15 protein-coding genes are annotated in these 19,500 nt (G+C 59.2%); 12 read left to right on the forward strand and 3 right to left on the reverse strand.

Annotated features, from left to right (window positions below):
- Positions 1 to 94 precede the first annotated feature (94 nt).
- Positions 95 to 1,222, reverse strand: a complete 1,128-nt coding sequence (locus AC5P8Z_RS15985; RefSeq protein ID WP_043398800.1) for a PilT/PilU family type 4a pilus ATPase — start codon at positions 1,220 to 1,222, stop codon at positions 95 to 97.
- A 121-nt stretch (positions 1,223 to 1,343) separates the two neighbouring features.
- Here AC5P8Z_RS15985 and AC5P8Z_RS15990 point away from each other — a divergent pair, with 121 nt between their 5' ends.
- From AC5P8Z_RS15990 to AC5P8Z_RS16045, 12 genes are all read left to right on the forward strand, one after another.
- Positions 1,344 to 1,709, forward strand: a complete 366-nt coding sequence (locus AC5P8Z_RS15990; RefSeq protein ID WP_019660954.1) for a DUF4398 domain-containing protein — start codon at positions 1,344 to 1,346, stop codon at positions 1,707 to 1,709.
- Entirely contained in the window at positions 1,706 to 2,590 is an 885-nt protein-coding gene (locus AC5P8Z_RS15995) for an OmpA family protein (protein ID WP_286070860.1), read from the forward strand. The genes AC5P8Z_RS15990 and AC5P8Z_RS15995 overlap by 4 nt, the downstream gene beginning before the upstream one ends.
- Positions 2,591 to 2,914: 324 nt before the next feature.
- Complete coding sequence (locus AC5P8Z_RS16000; protein ID WP_005407964.1) at positions 2,915 to 3,151, forward strand: HP1242/YdcH family protein; 237 nt, start codon at positions 2,915 to 2,917, stop codon at positions 3,149 to 3,151.
- A 300-nt stretch (positions 3,152 to 3,451) separates the two neighbouring features.
- Positions 3,452 to 4,822: a pyridoxal-phosphate dependent enzyme gene (locus AC5P8Z_RS16005; protein WP_295568250.1), complete on the forward strand. Its 1,371-nt coding sequence runs from the start codon at positions 3,452 to 3,454 to the stop codon at positions 4,820 to 4,822.
- Positions 4,823 to 4,945: 123 nt separating this feature from the next.
- On the forward strand, positions 4,946 to 6,118 hold the full coding sequence (locus AC5P8Z_RS16010; protein ID WP_495229491.1) for a cystathionine gamma-synthase: 1,173 nt from the start codon (positions 4,946 to 4,948) through the stop codon (positions 6,116 to 6,118).
- 57 nt (positions 6,119 to 6,175) lie between these two features.
- Complete coding sequence (locus AC5P8Z_RS16015) at positions 6,176 to 6,991, forward strand: ABC transporter permease (RefSeq protein WP_495229492.1); 816 nt, start codon at positions 6,176 to 6,178, stop codon at positions 6,989 to 6,991.
- Positions 6,981 to 8,411, forward strand: a complete 1,431-nt coding sequence (locus AC5P8Z_RS16020) for an ABC transporter ATP-binding protein (RefSeq protein ID WP_495229493.1) — start codon at positions 6,981 to 6,983, stop codon at positions 8,409 to 8,411. Before AC5P8Z_RS16015 ends, AC5P8Z_RS16020 begins: the two co-directional genes overlap by 11 nt.
- A 17-nt stretch (positions 8,412 to 8,428) precedes the next feature.
- On the forward strand, positions 8,429 to 10,882 hold the full coding sequence (locus AC5P8Z_RS16025; protein ID WP_495229494.1) for a methyltransferase domain-containing protein: 2,454 nt from the start codon (positions 8,429 to 8,431) through the stop codon (positions 10,880 to 10,882).
- A complete protein-coding gene (locus AC5P8Z_RS16030; RefSeq protein ID WP_495229495.1) occupies positions 10,879 to 12,075 on the forward strand; it encodes a glycosyltransferase family 4 protein in 1,197 nt (398 codons plus the stop codon). The genes AC5P8Z_RS16025 and AC5P8Z_RS16030 overlap by 4 nt, the downstream gene beginning before the upstream one ends.
- A 151-nt stretch (positions 12,076 to 12,226) precedes the next feature.
- A complete protein-coding gene (locus tag AC5P8Z_RS16035) occupies positions 12,227 to 14,260 on the forward strand; it encodes a hypothetical protein (protein WP_495229496.1) in 2,034 nt (677 codons plus the stop codon).
- Positions 14,261 to 14,356: 96 nt separating this feature from the next.
- A complete protein-coding gene (locus AC5P8Z_RS16040; protein WP_495229497.1) occupies positions 14,357 to 16,294 on the forward strand; it encodes an ArnT family glycosyltransferase in 1,938 nt (645 codons plus the stop codon).
- A 29-nt stretch (positions 16,295 to 16,323) separates the two neighbouring features.
- Positions 16,324 to 17,490 carry a nucleotide sugar dehydrogenase gene (locus tag AC5P8Z_RS16045; RefSeq protein WP_495229498.1) on the forward strand — a complete coding sequence of 389 codons (1,167 nt, stop codon included), beginning with the start codon at positions 16,324 to 16,326 and terminating at the stop codon, positions 17,488 to 17,490.
- Between the two features lie 43 nt (positions 17,491 to 17,533).
- Here the strand turns inward: AC5P8Z_RS16045 and AC5P8Z_RS16050 are convergent, their stop codons facing one another.
- On the reverse strand, positions 17,534 to 18,475 hold the full coding sequence (locus AC5P8Z_RS16050) for an electron transfer flavoprotein subunit alpha/FixB family protein (RefSeq protein WP_495229499.1): 942 nt from the start codon (positions 18,473 to 18,475) through the stop codon (positions 17,534 to 17,536).
- Positions 18,475 to 19,221 (reverse strand): electron transfer flavoprotein subunit beta/FixA family protein, encoded by a 747-nt coding sequence (locus AC5P8Z_RS16055; RefSeq protein WP_057496707.1) that lies wholly within the window; start codon positions 19,219 to 19,221, stop codon positions 18,475 to 18,477. The genes AC5P8Z_RS16050 and AC5P8Z_RS16055 overlap by 1 nt, the downstream gene beginning before the upstream one ends.
- Positions 19,222 to 19,500: the final 279 nt, after the last annotated feature.

The raw sequence follows: 19,500 nt of genomic DNA on the forward strand, positions 1-19,500 counted from the left end.
AGACCGCCCCTGAACCTTTCAGGAAAAAAGGGAACGGGAAGGACGAAGTCGTTTGTGCCATGAACGACTTGATCCCCCGCGTCCCCTTTCCAGGTCAGAACCCGTGGGTGATGCTCGGCGCGCCGGCCGAGAAATCCGCGTACGGATCGTGCTCGCCGCTGCTGCCTTCGGACAGGCGGAACTTCAGCGCCAGGCCATCGCGCGAGTCGGCCGCGCGCAGGGCCTCCTCCTGCTCGATGGTGCCGGCCTTGGCCAGCCGGAACAGGCACTGGTCGAAGCTCTCCATGCCTTCCTCCAGCGAGCCTTCCATCGCCGCCTTGATCTCGTGCACCTGGCCACGACGCAGCAGGTCGCGGATCATCGGCGTGTTGATCAGCACTTCGGTGGCGGGCAGGCGACGGCCTTCCTTGTTCTTCACCAGGCGCTGGCTGATCACCGCCCGCAGGTTCAGCGCCAGGTTCATCAGCACGTTCTTGTGTGCGCTTTCCGGGAAGAAGTTGAGGATGCGCTCGATGGTCTGGTCGGCGTTGTTGGAGTGCAGGGTGGCCAGGCAAAGGTGGCCGGTTTCGGCGAAGGCGATGGCCGCCTCCATCGTTTCCGCATCCAGGATCTCGCCGATCAGGATCACGTCCGGCGCTTCACGCATCGCGTTCTTCAGCGCGTTGTGGAAGGCATGGGTGTCCAGCCCGACCTCGCGCTGGTTGACGATCGACATCTTGTGCTTGTGCAGGTACTCGATCGGGTCCTCGATGGTGAGGATGTGACCGGTGGTGGTGCTGTTGCGGTGGTCGATCATCGACGCCAGCGAGGTGGACTTGCCGGAACCGGTGGACCCCACCACCAGCACCAGCCCGCGCGGGGTCATGATGACGTCCTTCAGCACCTGCGGCAGGTTCAGCTCTTCAATGCTCGGAATGCGGCTGCGGATGGCACGGATGACCATGCCGACCTCGCCACGCTGCTTGAACACGTTGACGCGGAAGCGCCCGGCATCGGGCAGGGCAATGGCCATGTTGAGCTCCAGCTCGCGCTCGAACTGCGGTACCTGGCCTTCGTCCATCAGCGAGTAGGCGATCTTCTTGACCATGCCCGGCGGCAGGCCGGTGTTGCCCAGCGGATAGAGCTTCCCCTCGATCTTGATGTAGACCGGCGCCCCGGTGGTCAGAAACATGTCCGAAGCGTTCTTTTCGGTCATCAGCTTCAGGAAGTAGCCGATATCCATTGCGAATTTTCCCCAACGAAACGGTCGACGCCCGTTGCCAGCACGGTGTCGGCTTGACGACAATGGCCGTGAACCGACAACCGGTACGGCCTCCCCAATGAAACGACTTAGCTTCGCACGAATGCGCCATGGCCTGTATGTGATGGCGTTTGCATTCGCACTGTCTGCCCCCGCCTGGGCGCAGGACGCTGCCCTGGAACTGGCGCAGGCCCGGCAGGCGGTCGACAAGGCCACCCAGGCCGACGCCGACCAGTACGCCCCGGACCTGATCGGGCTGGCCCGGCAGGGGCTGGAGCAGGCCCAGCGCGCCGCCGGCGACCGCCGCGAGCGCAAGAACGCCCCGGCGATGGCCCTGCGCGCCGCCGCCGATGCCGACCTGGCCCGCGTCCGCAGCGAGGAAGCCACCGTATCCGCACAGCTGCAGCTGCGCCGCAACGAGGTCAACCAGCTGCAACGCCAGCTGTCGACCGGGGAGGACCGCCGGTGAAGCCGATGACCGCCGCAACCCTGGCCGCGCTGCTGGCGCTGCCGACCCTGGCCGTGGCCGCCGACAACCCGATGGTGGCGCAGCTGAGCCAGCGCCTGATGGCGATCCAGGCCAACCCCGATACCGCTGAGCTGGGCGCGTTCGAGCGCATGCAGGCCCAGCAGGCCATCGCCACCCTGGACAAGGCCAAGCGCCGCGACCAGGAGCTGGCCACCTACCTGGCCGAGCGCCGGGTCGAGATCGCCGAGACCGCCGTGCGTACCGCGCTGGCTGCCCGCGAGGTCGACCGCCTGGAGCGGACCCGCAGCGACCTGCTGATCGAGGCCAGCCGCCGCGATGCCGCCCGCGCCCGCCAAGAAGCCGAGCAGCTGCGCATGCAGGCGCAGATGCAGGCCGAAGAGGCCGAGCGCCTGCGCCAGGCCGCCGAGGCCGAGACCCTGGCCCGCCAGGACGCCGAGAACGCCCTGACCAGCGTGGCCGGCAAGCAGCAGCAGCGCCTCAGCGCCGCTCAGCAGAACGCCGCCAAGCTGGCCCGCGAGGAAGCCGAGCTGGTGTCCGGTCAGAAACTGCCGGCCTCGAAGTTCGATGGTCGCGGCGAGGTCTTCACCTTCCGTGGCGATGCGTTTGCCGCCGGCGCCTCCAGCCTGTCCGGCGGGGCCCGCAACCAGGCCAAGGCGTTGGCCGAATACCTGAACATCGGCAAGAAGGGCCGCCTGCGCATCGAGGCCTACGACAACGCGAACGGCGTAGGCCAGAAGCGTGCCGAAGCGCTGCGCGATGCCCTGGTCGCGGCCGGTGTCGCGAGCAACCGGATCCAGCTCGCCGGCAAGAAGGCGGCCTCCACCCAGGCGCGCTCGGCCGAGGTCATCATCGCCCCGTAATTGCTTGATATTGTTTGTTTTTCGTTGTGATGAGCATTCAGCCTGAACCCCGCCCCGGCGGGGTTCGGTCTTTTTGACGCAGGGGTCTTGTACCCCGCCTTGAGCAGGCGTAGGGTCAATCGTCCGGGAAGCAATGCCGCGGACCGGACGATGGGAGGGCCGGGCCGATGCAAGCAGGGCGCGAACCGCAGCAGATCGACGTGCGCAGGCCAGTGCCGCAGGTCGTCGCAGGCGTCCAGGTGGCCATCGACCGGCGCTCCTCCATGAACAACGCCCCGTGCCTTGCGGCCGGGGCGTTCGTGTATCTGTCGAAGGAGGTCCATCATGTTTGAAGATCAGCCCCAGAGCGAGATCGACGCCCGTCGCGCGCGTGATCCGGAGTTCAGGGCACTCCATGACCAGCACCGCAAGTTGAACAAGAAGTGCATGGACGCGGAGTTGGGTGTACTCCCGATCGATGATGTCACCCTGGGTCGCATGAAGCGTGAGAAGCTGCTGGCCAAGCAACGACTTCTGCGAATGTACGAAACACCGCTCCCAACGACGTCCCCCACGCTTTGACGCACCCCGTCACGCCCGGAACGGCGTGACCCGGCCATCGATGGCCCCGCCGGGTGCTCCTGCCCCGGCATCGCGGCACCGCCGATGAGGCGGCCGCGCCAAGGCACCACAGGCGGTGGTGCCTTGGCCTGCAGGCACAACTCACCGATGCGGGCGGTACCGGTCTCCTCGTCGATCCGGGGCCGTCCGCATCCCTTTTTGCGGGCTTGCGGCCCGTCTCCGCGCCGACCTGACATTCATCGCCATCCGACGGATAATCATCGGTCCGGCCCTGCGTGGCGCGAATCGAAAGTCCTCCGAATGCCCATTCATTCTTCCGTCCTCGAACTCATCGGCCAGACCCCGATCGTCAAGGCCCAGCGCCTGGACACCGGCGTCTGCGAGCTCTACCTGAAGCTCGAAAGCGCCAACCCGGGCGGATCGATCAAGGATCGCATCGGCCTGTCGATGATCGAAGCGGCGGAGAAGCGCGGGGACCTGAAGCCCGGCGCGACCCTGGTCGAGGGCACCGCAGGCAACACGGGCCTGGGCCTGGCACTGGTCGCGCAGCAGAAGGGTTACAAGCTCATCTTGGTCGTTCCCGACAAGATGAGTCGCGAAAAGATCTTCAACCTGAAGGCGATGGGCGCCGAAGTACGCCTGACCCGTTCGGACGTAGCCAAGGGCCACCCGGACTACTACCAGGATCTGGCCAAGACCATCGCCGAGCAGACTCCAGGCGCCTACTTCATCAACCAGTTCGGCAACCCGGACAACCCGGCCGCACATGAATTCGGTACTGGCCCGGAGATCCTGGAGCAGATGGGCGGCGATCTGGACGCCATCGTGTTCGGCTGCGGCAGTTCCGGCACCATGACCGGCCTGTCGCGCGCGTTCGCCACGCTGTCGCCGAAGACCGAGCTGGTGCTGGCCGATCCGGTCGGCTCGATCCTGGCCGAGTACATCAACGAGGGCAACCTCAACGACAAGTCCGGCAGCTGGCTGGTGGAAGGCATCGGCGAGGATTTCCTGCCGTCGATCTCCGATTTCAGCCGGGTGAAGAAGGCCTATGCCATCACCGATGCGGAGAGCTTCCACACCGCGCGCGAACTGCTGGGCAAGGAAGGCATCCTGGGCGGCTCGTCCACCGGCACCCTGCTGGCCGCGGCACTGAAGTACTGCAAGGAGCAGACCACGCCGAAGAGGGTGCTGGTACTGGTCTGCGACACCGGCAACAAGTACCTGTCGAAGATGTACAACGACTACTGGATGCTGGACAACGGCTTCCTGCAGCGCCCGCAGCACGGCGACCTGCGCGACCTGATCCTGCGCCCGTACGGCCAGCGCGACACTGTCGTGATCGGACCGAACGACCTGCTGACCACCGCCTACCAGCGCATGAAGCTGTACGACGTCTCGCAGCTGCCGGTGATGGACGGCGACCAGCTGGTCGGCATCGTCGACGAAAGCGACGTGCTGCTGCACGTCTATGGCGATGAGGCGCGTTTCCGCGACACCGTGGCCACCGCCATGGTCAGCAAGCTGGACCGGCTGGACGTGAAGTCGCCGATCGAGGCACTGCTGCCGGTGTTCGACCGCGGCCAGGTGGCGATCGTGATGGACGGCGATGCCTTCCTGGGCCTGATCACCCGTATCGACCTGTTGAACTATCTGCGCCGTCGCGTGCAGTAAACCGCCGATCGCAGACGTTCGCCGCTGAATCCCGGTTTATCCGCGTCAAAGGTCGTTAAGGCCGCGCTGGTAGACTTCCGCACCTTCGATGGCGCCGCGTGTCGGCGCCCCTCAGGAAAGAACATGTCCAACGCTACTTCCCAGGATCGCGCCCTGGCCCTGGCCACGCTGGCCATCCATGGCGGCCAGTCGCCCGACCCGAGCACCGGCGCGGTGATGCCGCCGATCTACGCGACCTCGACCTATGCCCAGTCCAGCCCGGGCGAGCACCAGGGCTTCGAGTACTCGCGCACGCACAACCCGACCCGCTTCGCCTATGAGCGTTGCGTGGCGTCGCTGGAAGGCGGCACCCGCGGCTTTGCGTTCGCTTCGGGCATGGCGGCCAGCTCGACCGTGATCGAACTGCTGGACGCCGGCAGCCACGTGGTGGCGATGGACGATATCTACGGCGGCAGCTTCCGCCTCTTCGAGCGTGTGCGTCGCCGCACCGCCGGGCTGGACTTCAGCTTCGTCGACCTGACCGATCTGGCGGCGTTCGAAGCCTCGATCACGCCGAAGACGAAGATGGTCTGGATCGAGACCCCGACCAACCCGATGCTGAAGATCGTGGACATCGCCGCGGTCGCTGCCATCGCCAAGCGCCATGGCCTGATCGTGGTGGTCGACAACACCTTCGCCTCGCCGATGCTGCAGCGCCCGCTGGAACTGGGCGCGGACCTGGTGCTGCACTCGGCCACCAAGTACCTCAACGGCCATTCGGACATGGTCGGCGGCATGGTGGTGGTTGGCGACAACGCCGAACTGGCCGAGCAGATGGCTTTCCTGCAGAACTCGGTGGGTGGCGTGCAGGGCCCGTTCGACAGCTTCCTGGCCCTGCGCGGCCTGAAGACCCTGCCGCTGCGCATGAAGGCGCACTGCGCCAACGCGATGGCCCTGGCCCAGTGGCTGGACAAGCACCCGGCGGTGGAAAAGGTGATCTACCCGGGCCTGCCGTCACACCCGCAGCATGAGCTGGCCAGCAAGCAGATGGCCGGCTACGGCGGCATCGTCTCGATCGTGCTCAAGGGCGGTTTCGAGGCGGCCAAGCGTTTCTGCGAGAAGACCGCACTGTTCACCCTGGCCGAGTCGCTTGGTGGTGTTGAAAGCCTGGTCAACCATCCGGCGGTGATGACCCATGCTTCGATTCCGGTGGCGCGTCGGGAGCAGCTGGGGATCAGTGATGCGCTGGTAAGGCTGAGCGTGGGCGTGGAGGAGCTGGGGGATCTGCAGGTGGATCTGGAACGGGCGCTGGGTTGAAACGCAGTAGCGTTACTTCATGTGCTTACGCATGACTTCATTGGGAAAAATTTTCAGATGAATCGAATTTCTCCCGGAGCGATGTTGAATTCGCTCTGGACAAATCGTGGAATCGTGTGGCTGCTTGGAAAGAGAGACGTCCAGAGTAAATATAAGGGGTCATTTGCAGGCCTGCTCTGGGCTTTCATCAATCCGCTGCTAATGCTGCTCATCTACACATTTGTCTTCGCTGTAATCTTCAAGGCGCGCTGGCATGGTCAGGTGGGCGATAGCAGGGCGCAGTTTGCATTGGTGATGTTCGTAGGCGTGATTATCCATGGCCTTTTCGCCGAGGTGATCAATCGCGCCCCGGGTATAATTTTTGAGAATACAAACTATGTGACCAAGGTCGTTTTCCCTCTCGAGACGCTGCCAGTCATCAGCCTCGGATCCGCCCTTTTTCACTGTCTTGCCAGCGTATGTGTCCTGCTCGCGGGTCTTGTACTCTGCAACGGCGGTTTGCATTGGCAGGTTGTGTTTTTTCCTGTCGTTCTGGCGCCCCTGCTTGTCATTGCGGTCGGTATTGCCTGGATCCTCGCCGCGCTGGGTGTATTCATTCGTGATCTGAAGCAGACAACGACGTTCATCACAACTGCAATGCTGTTTCTTTCGCCGGTTTTCTATCCGCAGTCCGCGTGGCCCGAAAAATACCAGAAGCTGTTCATGTTGAATCCTCTGACCTTCATCATGGAGCAATCCCGGCAGGTGTTGATCTGGGGCAAGTTGCCTGACTTCAAGGGGCTGATCGTCTATCTGGTGATTGCCTCCGCATTCGCTTTCATCGGATTCGCTGTATTCCAAAAGATGCGTAAAGGCTTTGCTGATGTCCTCTGAGAATTCGCCCGACCCGTCGCCGGAAGTAGTGATCGATGTATCAGGCCTCGGCAAGTTCTACGAAATCTACGCAGATCCGAAGGATAGGTTGAAGCAATTCGTCCTGCCCGCGCTGGATCGAGCGCTGGGTGGCGAACCCAAGCACTACTATCGCGAATTTTGGGCGCTGAAGGATGTCTCGTTCAGTGTGCGTCGTGGCGAAACCGTTGGCATCATCGGTCGCAACGGCTCGGGAAAGTCGACTCTGCTGCAGCTTGTCTGTGGCACGTTGAGTCCGTCTGTGGGTGAGGTAAAAACAACCGGGCGAATCGCGGCGCTTCTTGAGTTGGGATCAGGTTTCAATCCTGAGTTCACCGGGAAAGAAAATGTAATGCTCAGTGGGGCCTTGTTCGGACTGACTGCCGAACAGATGGAGAGTCGATACCCTGACATCGTTGAGTTTTCCGGGATTTCCGATTTCATAGATCAGCCGGTCAAGACATATTCAAGTGGTATGGTTGTGCGCTTGGCATTCTCGGTTATTGCACATGTCGATGCGGATATCCTCGTCGTCGATGAAGCGTTGTCCGTAGGAGACGCCTATTTCACCCAGAAGTGCATGAGATTCCTCCGGTCATTCATGAAGCGCGGGACTCTTCTTTTCTGCAGTCATGATATGGGGGCTGTCATCAATCTCTGCGAACGCGCAATTTGGTTGGACAAAGGCGATCTCCGCATGAATGGTGCGCCCAAGGAGCTGTCCCAGGCCTATCTTGCATCGCTTTTCGAGCCAGAATCTGCCGGCACTTCGGTGGTTGCGGCTGAACCGATTCTGGATGAGCCGGAAGAAACAGGGGAGAAGCCACGTGGTGCGACCGACGCCTTTGTCGAGGTCGCACCTATTGAATACGTGGACATGAGGCAGTCGCTGATCGATGCGTCCAATCTGCGCAACGACATTGAGGTTTTTCAGTTCGATGAGAACCGGGCCTCGTTCGGAACAGGTGCCGCCACCATCACCTCTGTGCAACTGCTGGATGCTGGTGGCAATCCGGTTAACTGGGCCGTTGGAGGGCAGGACGTTACTCTACAGGTCACTGTCCGGACCAAGGACGAGATCCATCGGCCGATTGTCGGGTTTGTTGTCAAGGATAAACTGGGCCAGATCATCTTCGCGGACAATACTTACCTGTCACAGCGAGACCTGGATATGAAGGTGCCACCGGAAACAACGCTGGTTGCCTCGTTTAATTTTACCTTCCCGGTATTGCCTGGTGGGGAATACAGTATTTCACCTGCGGTCGCAGAAGGCACCCAGGCTGATCATGTCCAGCACCAGTGGATTCATGATGCCCTGATTCTCCACGTTCAATCGAGTGCCGTATGTCTAGGCCTGTTTGGCGTACCAATGCGCAGGATCGAAATGGAGATGAAGTCGTGATTAATGGTTCTGTGCCCATGTCCGAACACCATCTGGACTTCACCGGAGAACGCTTCATCCCGGGTGTGACCGGTGAGATCGAGATGGAACATTACCATCGATATCACCTAGCCTGCGAGATCATTGCTGGTAAGCAGGTGCTGGACATTGCATGTGGAGAAGGCTACGGCTCCGCCTTGATGTCCCGACATGCTCAGAAAGTAATTGGCGTTGACATTGATCCTGGTGCCGTAGACCACGCTCGTGACGCATACAGGTCCGATAATCTCGAATTCCATTGCGGCTCCTGCACAGCAATCCCTTTGCCTGATGCTAGCGTCGACGTCGTCGTCAGTTTCGAGACAATCGAACACCATGATCAGCACCATGAAATGATGAGGGAGATCGTTCGTGTCCTTCGTCCCGACGGAGTGCTGATGATATCCAGTCCGGATCGTGTCGAGTATTCGGAGAAGCCGGCATTCCACAATGAATTCCATGTCAAGGAGTTGGATCGTGCCGAGTTCGAGGGGTTGATTCTTCAGTACTTCCCCGCCTTCGAACTTTACGGTCAGCGCACCACCATGGCTTCGATGATCGGGCGGATCAGGCCGATCAATCCGGTTGCTTCGGATCGTGCCGATGCGATCCGCCACTACTGGAGCGAAGAGGGCGGGCTTCTTGAAGAAGCGCAGAATGCGCAGATGCCTCGCCAGCCCGTCTACTTCGTTGCGCTTGCGTCTGCGGGGGAGATCCCGCGGTTACCTCAGTCCGTGTTTGAGGTTGCTGGCTACGTCGAGGCGCGCGTTCGACAGGTGGCCAATGACTATCAGTGCGAGATTGCGAGGATAGGTCTTGAGCGCGACCAGATGCTTGTCGACAAGGATCAGGCGTGGGGGCAGCGAGTTGAGCAGGTCGCCGCGGATTATAGGATGGAGATCGAACGAATCTCAATTGAGCGCGATCAGGCGCTCATGGCCAAGGACAGTGATTGGAAGGCTGAAGTAAATAAGGTCGCAGCTGAGTATCAGGAGATGCTGCGAAGTATGGAGGGTGCGCGTGATTATGCCGTCCATGAAGAGAAGGCACAGCGTCATCTCAATGAGGTATCACAGGCCAAAAGGGCGCAGTTCGAGAAATCTCTCCCTTTGGTGAGCCTTATTGTTGTCAATTACAATGGAAGGCGTTTCCTGCAGCCGCTCTTTGAGAGCATCGAGAAGCTCGAGTATCCCCGGTTTGAAGTAATTTTCGTCGATAATGCGTCGGCCGATGACTCCGTGGGCTATGTTGGATCTACCTTCCCTTGGGTTCGCATCATCGAATCAAGGAAAAATCTGGGTTTTGCAGGTGGAAACAACCTTGGCATGACCCGCGCAAATGGTGAGCTGATTGGGCTGATCAACAACGATACCGTAGTCGATCCGCTCTGGCTCTCGGCTTTGGTCGAGGAGCTGATGTCCCATCCGGCGGCATCCGCTGCTGGATCGAAAATTCTTTTCTTCCGGCGGTATGTCGAGCTAAACATCCAGAGCGCGGCATTCCGACCGAGCGAAGCAGGTGTTTCGGACGACACTCGAGACCTTGGCGTGCTTGTTGACGATGAGAGTTGCTTCATCGGAAGTGGTTACCGAAAGCTGATATATTCCCACGGCTTCTGGGGGCCGGAGTATCACGGTTCCAGGAAGGTCAACTGGACAAACGGTGACGCAACGCTACGAATCCCTTTGCCGCCAGAGCAGACGGGCGGAAGTTTCCAGTTGAAGCTGGTGCTCTCTGGCTCTGAGATGGGAGAGGGCGGCGAATTTACTGTCAAGGCAGGCGGGCGTCAGCTGGCATCTGGGCGGCTTGAGACAGGCTTCAAAGAATTCGTTTTTGACTGTGATGCAAGCTTCCTGACGGGTCTAGCGTTTGATGTGATCAACAATGCTGGAACCAACTTGAATGACAGCGGTGAAGCTGGCGATCGTGGCATCTACGAGGTGGACACCGGCCAGTTTGACGCCGCTGAGAACGTCAACGCGCTGTGTGGTGCATCGATGCTCATGCGGCGATCGGCATTGATCGAGGCCGGCTTGTTCGATTCCAGCTTCTTCATGTATTACGAGGATACAGATCTCTGCTGGCGTCTTCGCAAGGCGGGAGGCAGTCTCCGTTATGTTCCTGATAGTGTGGTTCGTCACGTGCATACCGGGTCCAGTGTCGAATGGTCACCGACGTTCATCTTTTTTGTGTCGAGAAACCACGTCTTGATCAAGATCAAGCATGCTCCTCTATATGTAGCGGCAGCCGCATATGCGAGGGAGTCCGCCCGGTGCCTGCGGGCGTTCGTCGCTGCGGTGCGGCGCGGATTCCGGAATGAGAGATGCAATGGAGAGCTTCGTCTTCGACTTCGCATCCAGTATGGATTGCTCAAGCTCGCCCCCCTGGCCTTGCTGCACCGCTGGACCGGACGCTTGCGCGCGACTGATATGATTGGGGCTAGAGCACGATGAAAGTTGGTATCTATAATCGCTATTGGTCCACGATGGGTGGTGGCGAGAAGCACGTCGGAACCATCGCAGAAGTACTGTTGTCCGAGGGCTACGAGGTTGACCTGATTCGCGTTGGTCCAGTTGATGAGGTTGAGTTCTGCCAGCGTATGAATCTGAAGCTTGATGGCGCGCGATGGGTGGACTGGCCTGCACAGTCGTGCGCCGAGCTCGCGCCCAGAAGTGCTGATTATGACTTGTTCATCAATTCAACCTATTGTTCGTCGATGGTCTCGCAGGCAGTCAGGTCGATCTATCTGGTGTTCTTTCCCCACGAGTTGGTTGAAGGCTCACGCATCGCTCGCTTCCTGCAGCGGGCGGCAGGAAAGTTGAGTCGCGAGGGATTTCCGCGCTTTGGGCGTATTGCTAATAATGCAAGAAAGCTCGTTCGAGGCCATGTCTCAAAAGATCTGCGCCCTTTTATCGACAGTTACGATGTGCCGTTGGCCAATTCAGAATTCACGGCTGCCTGGGTAGAGAAGCGTTGGGCGCGCAAAGCGGATGTTCTACCACCTCCGATCGACACCGAGCGATTCGCTGGCATTGAACTCGACGGCAAGAAGAGGGTAATCCTGAGCGTCGGGCGTTTCTTTGCCGGTGGGCATAACAAAAAGCACGTGGAACTCATTGGTGCGTTCAGGGGTATGTGCGACGCTGGCATGGTCCCAGAGGGGTGGGAGTACCACCTCGCGGGCAGTGTACATGCGGATACAGCCGCCCATCGAGAGTACTTTGAGCGGGTGAATGAGCTTGCTCGCGGTTACCCTATCAGAATCATGGGCAACCTTACTGCCAGGGAGTTGCTGGAGGAGTACTCCGTGGCCTCGATCTTTTGGCACGGTGCTGGCTGGGGTGAGTCGGAAACTATCGAACCGGAGAAGCTGGAACACTTCGGCATGACAGCATGCGAAGCGATGGCTGCTGGTGCAATCCCAATCGTTGTTCCTATGGGGGGGCCGAAGGAAATCGTCACAGATGGCGTCGACGGATTCCACTTCCGTAATGCGGATGACCTGCGCTTGAAAACCCGAGATCTGATGGCGCTGTACGGAACCGGAGCGCAGATCGAACTGGCCGAAAGGGCCCGTCAGAGCGTGGCCAAGTACTCAAATTCGAGTTTCCGAAACGGGTTCATGAAAATCATGCGCCGCCGTTGACAGTTGCGGAGGAGGAGTGCGCTGGCGCGTTGCTCCGTGGGTAGGCGGTTAAAGGGCTGCACTGGTCAGGCTTGATTGCCTGGTAGTTTACGCACCGTGCATTTCCGCCATTCGTAGAGTCTAATTGTGTGTGAGCGAAGAGAGAGTCTTGATGAATGCAATTTCGGTCGGTGGCGAGAAGGCTAGAGGCCTGATTGCATTCACACTTTTCCTGTTTGTTGGTGTCACCTTCTATCAGTTGAGGGCAAATTCTTATCTCACGGCAGTACCGGGCGATCTGATCGACGCAAGATTCAACTCTGTGGTGCTTGAGCACGTCTATCAATGGCTGCGAGGAGACGTAGAGTTTCTGTGGAGTCCGGGGTTCTTCTATCCGGTCAAGGACGTCCTGGCGCTCAGCGATAACCATTTCGGTTCTATTCTTCCTTATGCCCTGCTTCGCCTTCTTGGGTTTGAGCGGGAGCCGGCGCTTGCGCTCTGGTTGATGCTTGGAGGCATTCTGAACTATGTGCTTGCATACGTCGCATTCAGACGTTTGAAACTCAGGCATTCAGGTGCCGCGGCTGCTGCGTTTGTCTTCGCGTTCTCCCTCCCGGTTCTAGCCCAGCAGGCCCACGCGCAATTTGCGTTTCGCATGTTCGTGCCGTTGGTATTTGTAAACTTCTATGCCTGGTTGGAGTCAGGAAAAACGTCGTCTCTGGCTTGGACTGCCGTCTGGCTCATGGCGCAGTTCTACTGTGCAATCTATACAGGTGTCTTCGCTGTTTATCTTCTGATCGCGATGGTTTTCGGCTGGCTGTTACTGGGCAAGGCAGGGGCTATCCGCTGGAGCGTCATGCAGAGTGTCAGTAGAACCAATTTGTTTGGAACGCTTGCATCTGCATCCGTCGTACTTGTGTGTGGAGCGGCTGTGTTTGCATTGCTCGCAAAATACAAGCAAGTCACGCTCGCCCATGGGTTTGAGCGACCTCGCGATGAGATTCTCAGTATGCTCCCGAGGGTCTGGAGCTACCTGATTTCAGATTTCTCCAAGCTAAGCCATGTTGTCGGCGGCTCGATCACCGACATTTCAATGCGGCATGAGCATCAGCTTTTCATCGGAGTGGGCGTTCTGCTCTTCTGTTTGGTGGGTGCACTGGTTGCGCTTCGCAGGATCGAGTACACCGATATTGGCCGGTTGGCGTTTGTCTCCTTACTGTTGCTGGTGGCTGGAACCCTGAATGTTAGTAATTTCTCCATCTATCGACTCTTCCTGCACGTTCCTGGGATCGACTCAGTACGAGCTGTAACCCGTGTGATGCTGGTCATGGTCATGCCTCTTGGTATCCTTGCAGGTATTGGTTTCCAGCGTGTTCTCACGCTTCTTGAGCGACGTGGTGCCCCTCGTCTTTGCGTTGGAGGTCTGCTGGCGGTTGTTCTTCTGGTTGCAGAGTCAAGTACCTTTGAGGCAGGCAACGCAAGCTTCGCTGATTGGCGGGCCAGGCAGGCGAACTTTGAATCGAGGGTGCCTGCCGGGGTGGTTCCCGGGAGCGTGATCATGGCGGATCGATCATCGGATTCTCCATATCTCGATGACCTCGACGCGATGATCTATGCTCAGGATCATGGAATGGCTTCCATTAATGGATATTCCGGCTACGTGCCGCCTGGCGCTGGCGTGGCTGGAAGCTGTGAAAGCGCGGAGAGTTTCGTCCGCACACAGATTCAGTTTGGGCGGGTGGACGGGACTCAGGCGCAGCAGCTTCTGGATAGGATCGTGATGGTTCCCAAGCAAGAATGCGTTGGCGGACGATTGGCAAGATTTTCGGGCCGGATCCCGGCAGGAGTCGCGCGCAATGTCAGCATTGCAATCGCAAGCGTGATCTATGATGAGGGCGGGGCGAGGGTCACTGTAACTATCCACAACGGATCTTCCCAGGACATCAGTACCCTTGAGGTAGCTGGACGCAATGTTCGCCTCTCATGGCGGGTTGTGCAGCCCGGTGAGGACAAGGCCCCCCCGGGATGGGATGCCCGCCAGGACTTGATGCTACAGTTGGCGCCAGGTGAATCGGCCAACGTGGAATTCCACGCTAGTGGATTGAACCGTGGGGCAGGAACTTTGCAGGCGAATTTGGTTCAAGAGACTGTTTTCTGGTTCAGCGACGAGGGAATGGCGGTTGCCTCAACCCCGCTGAACCCCTGAGGGACCGCGGTTGGCTCCAGCCTCTGCGGGTCTCATTCATGCGGCCAAGGGGGGGGGATGCGGGTCTCAGGAAGGTATTTCGCTGCAGCGGCTTTCGTGGTCTACCTGTTGGTGGGAGTCCTGATTCACTCGGATTACGCTGTCTCTTGGGATGAGCCAACGTCCCGGATGAATGGACTGGTCAACCTCAAGTATGTTGATGGCGTGGTGGGTTCGGGAGCTTTGCAGGAGGAGCTCAGATCGATACCCGACCTTTCAACGTGGCAGGACAGGGATTATGGCGTAGCCTTTGAGCTTCCGCTTGCCGCCGCAGAGCGGTTGACTGGGGTAGAGGGGGATCGGATCTGGCCGCTGAGGCATCTGTTGACGTTCCTGCTCTGTGCCTTGGGTGTTTTTGCCATCTATCGAACGGCAAGGCTCGCATATGCGAGCGAGGCCGTCGCGATTGCCGCGGCGATTTTGATGGCGCTCTCTCCCAGAGTTTTCGCTGAGTCGTTCTACAACTCCAAGGATATTGCGTTCATGGCCGCAATGGCCATATCGACGTGGACGTTGACGAGGGCACTGATTTCCGGGCGTGTCGGAGCAATGGTACTCCATGGAGTGGCCACGGGATTTGCTATCGATATCCGAATCATGGGGGTCGTGCTTCTGCCCCTGACAGTTTTTCTACTTGTTATCCAGCTGGTACAGGCAAAAAGATCCCGCGGTCATGTATTCAGGTTGTCCCTGCTTTACACTCTTTCCACTGTGGCTGCCGTCTATGTAATGTTCCCATTTCTCTGGGAGGCGCCTGTTCGGAATTTCATTTTCGTTTTTGAACGAATGGCGCATTTCCGGTGGGATAATGAGGTCCTCTATCTCGGTCGCGTGTACCAGGCAACTGATCTTCCTTGGCACTACCTCCCGGTCTGGATAGCAATAACAACGCCGCCTGTAGTCCTGGTTCTGGCCGCGATTGGTACTGCTTCTGCGTTGGTCCAAATAATGCGCTGGGGCGAGAGGGCTGAACTGGTGACCGCCTATCTTTTGCTTGCATACGCCCCGTTGGTCGCAGTAATCGCGATGGGGTCGGTGGTCTACGATGGATGGCGACAACTCTATTTCATTTATCCGGGTCTGATCCTGCTTTCTGCTGGAGCCTTGACTGTCATAGCTAAGTGGGCGGCCGAGTTTCCAGTTTTCGCACGTGGCCTGCCGGTTGTTCTTGCTGCTTCATTCGCCGTGCAGATCGGTTGGATGATGATGGTGCACCCCCTGCAGAACGTCTACTTCAATTTTCTTGCTGGCTCTGATTGGAAGCGGCGATTTGAGGTCGATTACTGGGGGCTGGCAAACAGATCTGCAATCGAGTCGGTGGTTGATCTGGAGGGTGGGCGGTTGATTTCAATAAAGGCCGTCAGCAGGACGCCACTTGATAGGGCGTTGCTGGACATGTCACCGGATTATCGAGAACGCGTGGTACTTGTAGATGACCATGCTAAGCCAGAGTTCGTTCTTGATAACTATCGTGGCACTTCGGCTTGCGCGGATTCATGCCTTTCAGGGGATTACGAAGAGTACTTTCGAAAGCAGGTGGCAGGCGAGGATGTTGTGTTGATTTCCAGATTGAAATCAGGTGCCATCGCGGATCCCTACTTCAACGTAGTTCCCTTCGCTGGTCGAATTGCACCGGAGGTGGCGGCCAGGATCGAGCTTCTTATCATTGAGTGTTCTGCAGTGGCCGGTGGTGTCAGCGCCAGGGTTCGGATAAGAAATGGTTCAGATTCGATCTTGAAGACCATCGAGACCGAAGGGCGAAATGTCCGGCTCTCTTGGCGCTTGGTGCCTGTTGAAGGCGGCAGCGCGCCGCCGGGTTGGGATGCTCGCAAGGATCTTTCGCTTGAGCTATCGCCCGGGAAGGCGGTAGATGTTTCCTTCAGCGCAGAGGCACCTCCCGGTCAGTACATGCTTGAAGTAAGCTTGGTTCAGGAGTTGGTCTTTTGGTTCCACGAGGAAGGGATGAAAGTGCCTGGTGTGCTCGTGGTCATCTGATGCTTGGCAATACTGATAGAGAAACTATTGTGAAGATTGCGGTTGCTGGTACGGGTTACGTGGGATTGTCCAACGGCGTGCTTCTTGCTCGCCAGCATGAAGTTGTTGCTGTCGATGTCGTTGAGGAAAAAGTCAAGTTGCTCAACAGGGGCGTGTCTCCGATTGCCGATCCTGAGCTCGAGGCCGCATTGCAGGGCGGCGGGCTTGATTTCCGGGCGACGCTGGACCCGGTCGATGGGTATGCCGAAGCGGCGTTCGTCATCATTTCCACGCCTACCGATTACGACCCCGAAACGAATTACTTCAACACTTCGTCGATCGAATCGGTGATTTCTCAGGTGCTGAAGATTGCTCCTGAGGCGACCATGGTCATCAAGTCGACCATTCCAGTCGGTTATGTTGAAAGCGTGCGAGCCAAATTTGGCACCGGGAACATCATCTTCTCGCCGGAGTTCCTGCGAGAAGGTCGTGCTCTCCATGATAATCTCTATCCTTCGCGGATCATCGTTGGTGAGAAGTCCGGGCGCGCGGAGGTGTTTGCGGCTCTACTGAAGGATGCAGCGATCAAGAAGGATGTTCCCATTCTGTTCACTGATCCAACCGAGGCGGAGGCAATCAAGCTTTTTGCCAACACTTACCTGGCCATGCGGGTATCGTACTTCAACGAACTGGATAGTTATGCTGTCAGCCACGGGCTGGATAGCAAGCAGATCATCCGGGGCGTAAGTCTGGATCCACGCATTGGCGGACACTACAACAACCCCTCTTTCGGATACGGCGGCTACTGCCTTCCGAAAGACACAAAGCAGTTGTTGGCGAACTACAGCAGCGTTCCTCAGAATCTGATTCGCGCGATTGTTGAATCCAATACCACGCGAAAGGATTTCATTGCCGAGCAGATTCTCAAGCGCAAGCCGAAGGTTGTTGGCGTCTACCGTCTGATCATGAAAAGCGGTTCAGACAACTTCCGCTCTTCAAGCATCCAAGGCGTGATGAAGCGCATCAAGAGCAAGGGAGTGGAGGTAATTGTCCACGAACCGAACTGCCCGGATCCGGAATTCTTCCGGTCGAGAGTGGTCAATGATCTGGCTCTCTTCAAGCGCGAGGCCGATGTGATCATCAGCAATCGGATGTCTTCCGAACTTGATGACGTCGCAGACAAGGTCTATACCCGGGACCTGTTCGGAGACAACTGAATCTGCTCAAAGCAGGGCACCCTAGGGTGCCCTGCTCAAAGCATCAGTTTAGTGCTGCTTCCAGCTCCGGCAGGATCGCGAACAGATCCCCGACGAGCCCGATATCGGCAATCTCAAAGATCGGCGCATCGCCGTCCTTGTTGATCGCGACAATCGTGCCGGCATCCTTGATGCCGGTCAGGTGCTGGATGGCACCGCTGATACCCACAGCCACGTACAGTTCCGGCGCGATGATCTTGCCGGTCTGGCCAACCTGCAGGTCGCTGGGCACGTAGCCGGCATCGACCGCAGCGCGCGAGGCACCGACGGCGGCACCGAGCTTGTCAGCCAGCTGGAAGATGACCTTGAAGTTCTCTTCCGAACCGACACCACGACCACCGGAAACCACGCGCTTGGCGCTCTGCAGGTCCGGACGGTCGCTGGCACCGGCGGCCAGGCCGACGAAGCGGGTGTGGGTTGGCAGCGCGGCGTCGACGCTCGCCGCTTCAATGGCGGCGCTGCCGCCCTGGGCGGCTTCCGGCCACGACGCGGCACGCACGGTGGCAACCACGGTCTGGTCGGCTGGGGCTTCCACGGTGATGATCGCGTTGCCGGCGTAGATCGGGCGCTTGAAGGTGTGGCTGCCTTCGACGGTCATCAGGTCGGAGACCTGGTTGACGCCGAGCAGGGCGGCCACACACGGCATCAGGTCCTTGCCGAAGGTGGTCGACGGGCCGAACACGTGGGTGTAGCCCTCGGCCAGCTGCGCGATCTGCGGCGCCAGCACCTGGGCGATGGCCTGCGCGTTGGCGGCGTTGGCCACGGTCAGGACCTTGGCGACGCCGGCGATCTTCGCGGCTTCAGCGGCGACGGCGGCCGGATCGGCGGCCAGCACCACCACATCGATGCTGGCACCGCTGATGGCAGCGGCGGCGCTGACGGTCTTGGCGGTGGCGGCGTTGAGCTTGCCGTCGTGGTGCTCGGCGATGACGAGAATCTTGCTCATTACAGCAACCCCTTCTGCTTGAGTGCGGCAACCAGTTCGGCCGCGTCCTTGACCATCACACCCTTGCTGCGCTTGGACGGCGCGGCGTAATGGGTGGTCTTGAAGGTGTCGGCGGCTTCAACGCCCAGATCGGCCAGCTGCAGGGTCTCCAGCGGCTTGGCCTTGGCCTTCATGATGTCCGGCAGCTTGATGAAGCGCGGCTCGTTCAGGCGCAGGTCGGTGGTGACCACGGCCGGCAGGTCCACTTCCAGCGTTTCCAGGCCGGCGTCGACTTCGCGGGTCACCGTGGCCTTGCCATCGGCAATCTCCAGCTTGCTGGCGAAGGTCGCCTGCGGGCGGCCCCACAGCGTGGCCAGCATCTGGCCGGTCTGGTTGGCGTCATCGTCGATGGCCTGCTTGCCGAGGATCACCAGGTCCGGCTGTTCCTTCTCGATCAGCTTGAGCAGGGTGCGCGACGCAGTCAGCGGCTGGATGGCCTGGTCGGTGACGACGTGAATGGCACGGTTGGCGCCCATGGCCAGACCGTTGCGCAGGTGCGCCTGGGCATCGGCCGGGGCGATGGTCGCAACCACCACTTCGCTGGCAATGCCCTTGTCGCGCAGTCGCAGGGCTTCTTCCAGAGCGATTTCGTCGAAGGGGTTGGGGGACAGCTTGACGCCGTCGGTGACCACGCCAGAGCCGTCCGGCTTGACCTGGATGCGGACGTTGTAGTCCACCACGCGCTTGTACGCGACGAGGATTTTCATCTGCTGCTCGATCCTTGTAGTGCCGGCCACTGGCCGGCTCACAGTTGCGGAGAACGCCCGGTTCTGGAACAGCAACCGGTTCGGGGGTGGGATCCCGATTCTAGCTGGCTTGGGGTGACCATGCGAATGCGTATGGGTTTGCTGCGACGCGGCAAAAACATGACCTCCCCGGCGTTCCGTTCACGTCACGCAGGCAGTCGTGAAGGCCATCGGCATGTATCCTGTGCCGCTGTGCCGGGGCGCTCATGGGCGCTCCTTGGATGAATTTCGATCAGGAGA

The sequence above is a fragment of the Stenotrophomonas sp. YJH_SMC_17 genome (assembly GCF_059371655.1).

Coding starts and splice junctions, on each gene's coding strand:
- AC5P8Z_RS16000 (WP_005407964.1), top strand. CDS start 2,915: ATGTTTGAAGATCAGCCCCAGAGCGAGATCGACGCCCGTCGCGCGCGT.
- AC5P8Z_RS16025 (WP_495229494.1), top strand. CDS start 8,429: ATGTCCGAACACCATCTGGACTTCACCGGAGAACGCTTCATCCCGGGT.
- AC5P8Z_RS16020 (WP_495229493.1), top strand. CDS start 6,981: ATGTCCTCTGAGAATTCGCCCGACCCGTCGCCGGAAGTAGTGATCGAT.
- AC5P8Z_RS16055 (WP_057496707.1), bottom strand. CDS start 19,221: ATGAAAATCCTCGTCGCGTACAAGCGCGTGGTGGACTACAACGTCCGC.
- AC5P8Z_RS16050 (WP_495229499.1), bottom strand. CDS start 18,475: ATGAGCAAGATTCTCGTCATCGCCGAGCACCACGACGGCAAGCTCAAC.
- AC5P8Z_RS15985 (WP_043398800.1), bottom strand. CDS start 1,222: ATGGATATCGGCTACTTCCTGAAGCTGATGACCGAAAAGAACGCTTCG.
- AC5P8Z_RS16015 (WP_495229492.1), top strand. CDS start 6,176: ATGAATCGAATTTCTCCCGGAGCGATGTTGAATTCGCTCTGGACAAAT.
- AC5P8Z_RS16030 (WP_495229495.1), top strand. CDS start 10,879: ATGAAAGTTGGTATCTATAATCGCTATTGGTCCACGATGGGTGGTGGC.
- AC5P8Z_RS15990 (WP_019660954.1), top strand. CDS start 1,344: ATGCGCCATGGCCTGTATGTGATGGCGTTTGCATTCGCACTGTCTGCC.
- AC5P8Z_RS16035 (WP_495229496.1), top strand. CDS start 12,227: ATGAATGCAATTTCGGTCGGTGGCGAGAAGGCTAGAGGCCTGATTGCA.
- AC5P8Z_RS16010 (WP_495229491.1), top strand. CDS start 4,946: ATGTCCAACGCTACTTCCCAGGATCGCGCCCTGGCCCTGGCCACGCTG.
- AC5P8Z_RS16005 (WP_295568250.1), top strand. CDS start 3,452: ATGCCCATTCATTCTTCCGTCCTCGAACTCATCGGCCAGACCCCGATC.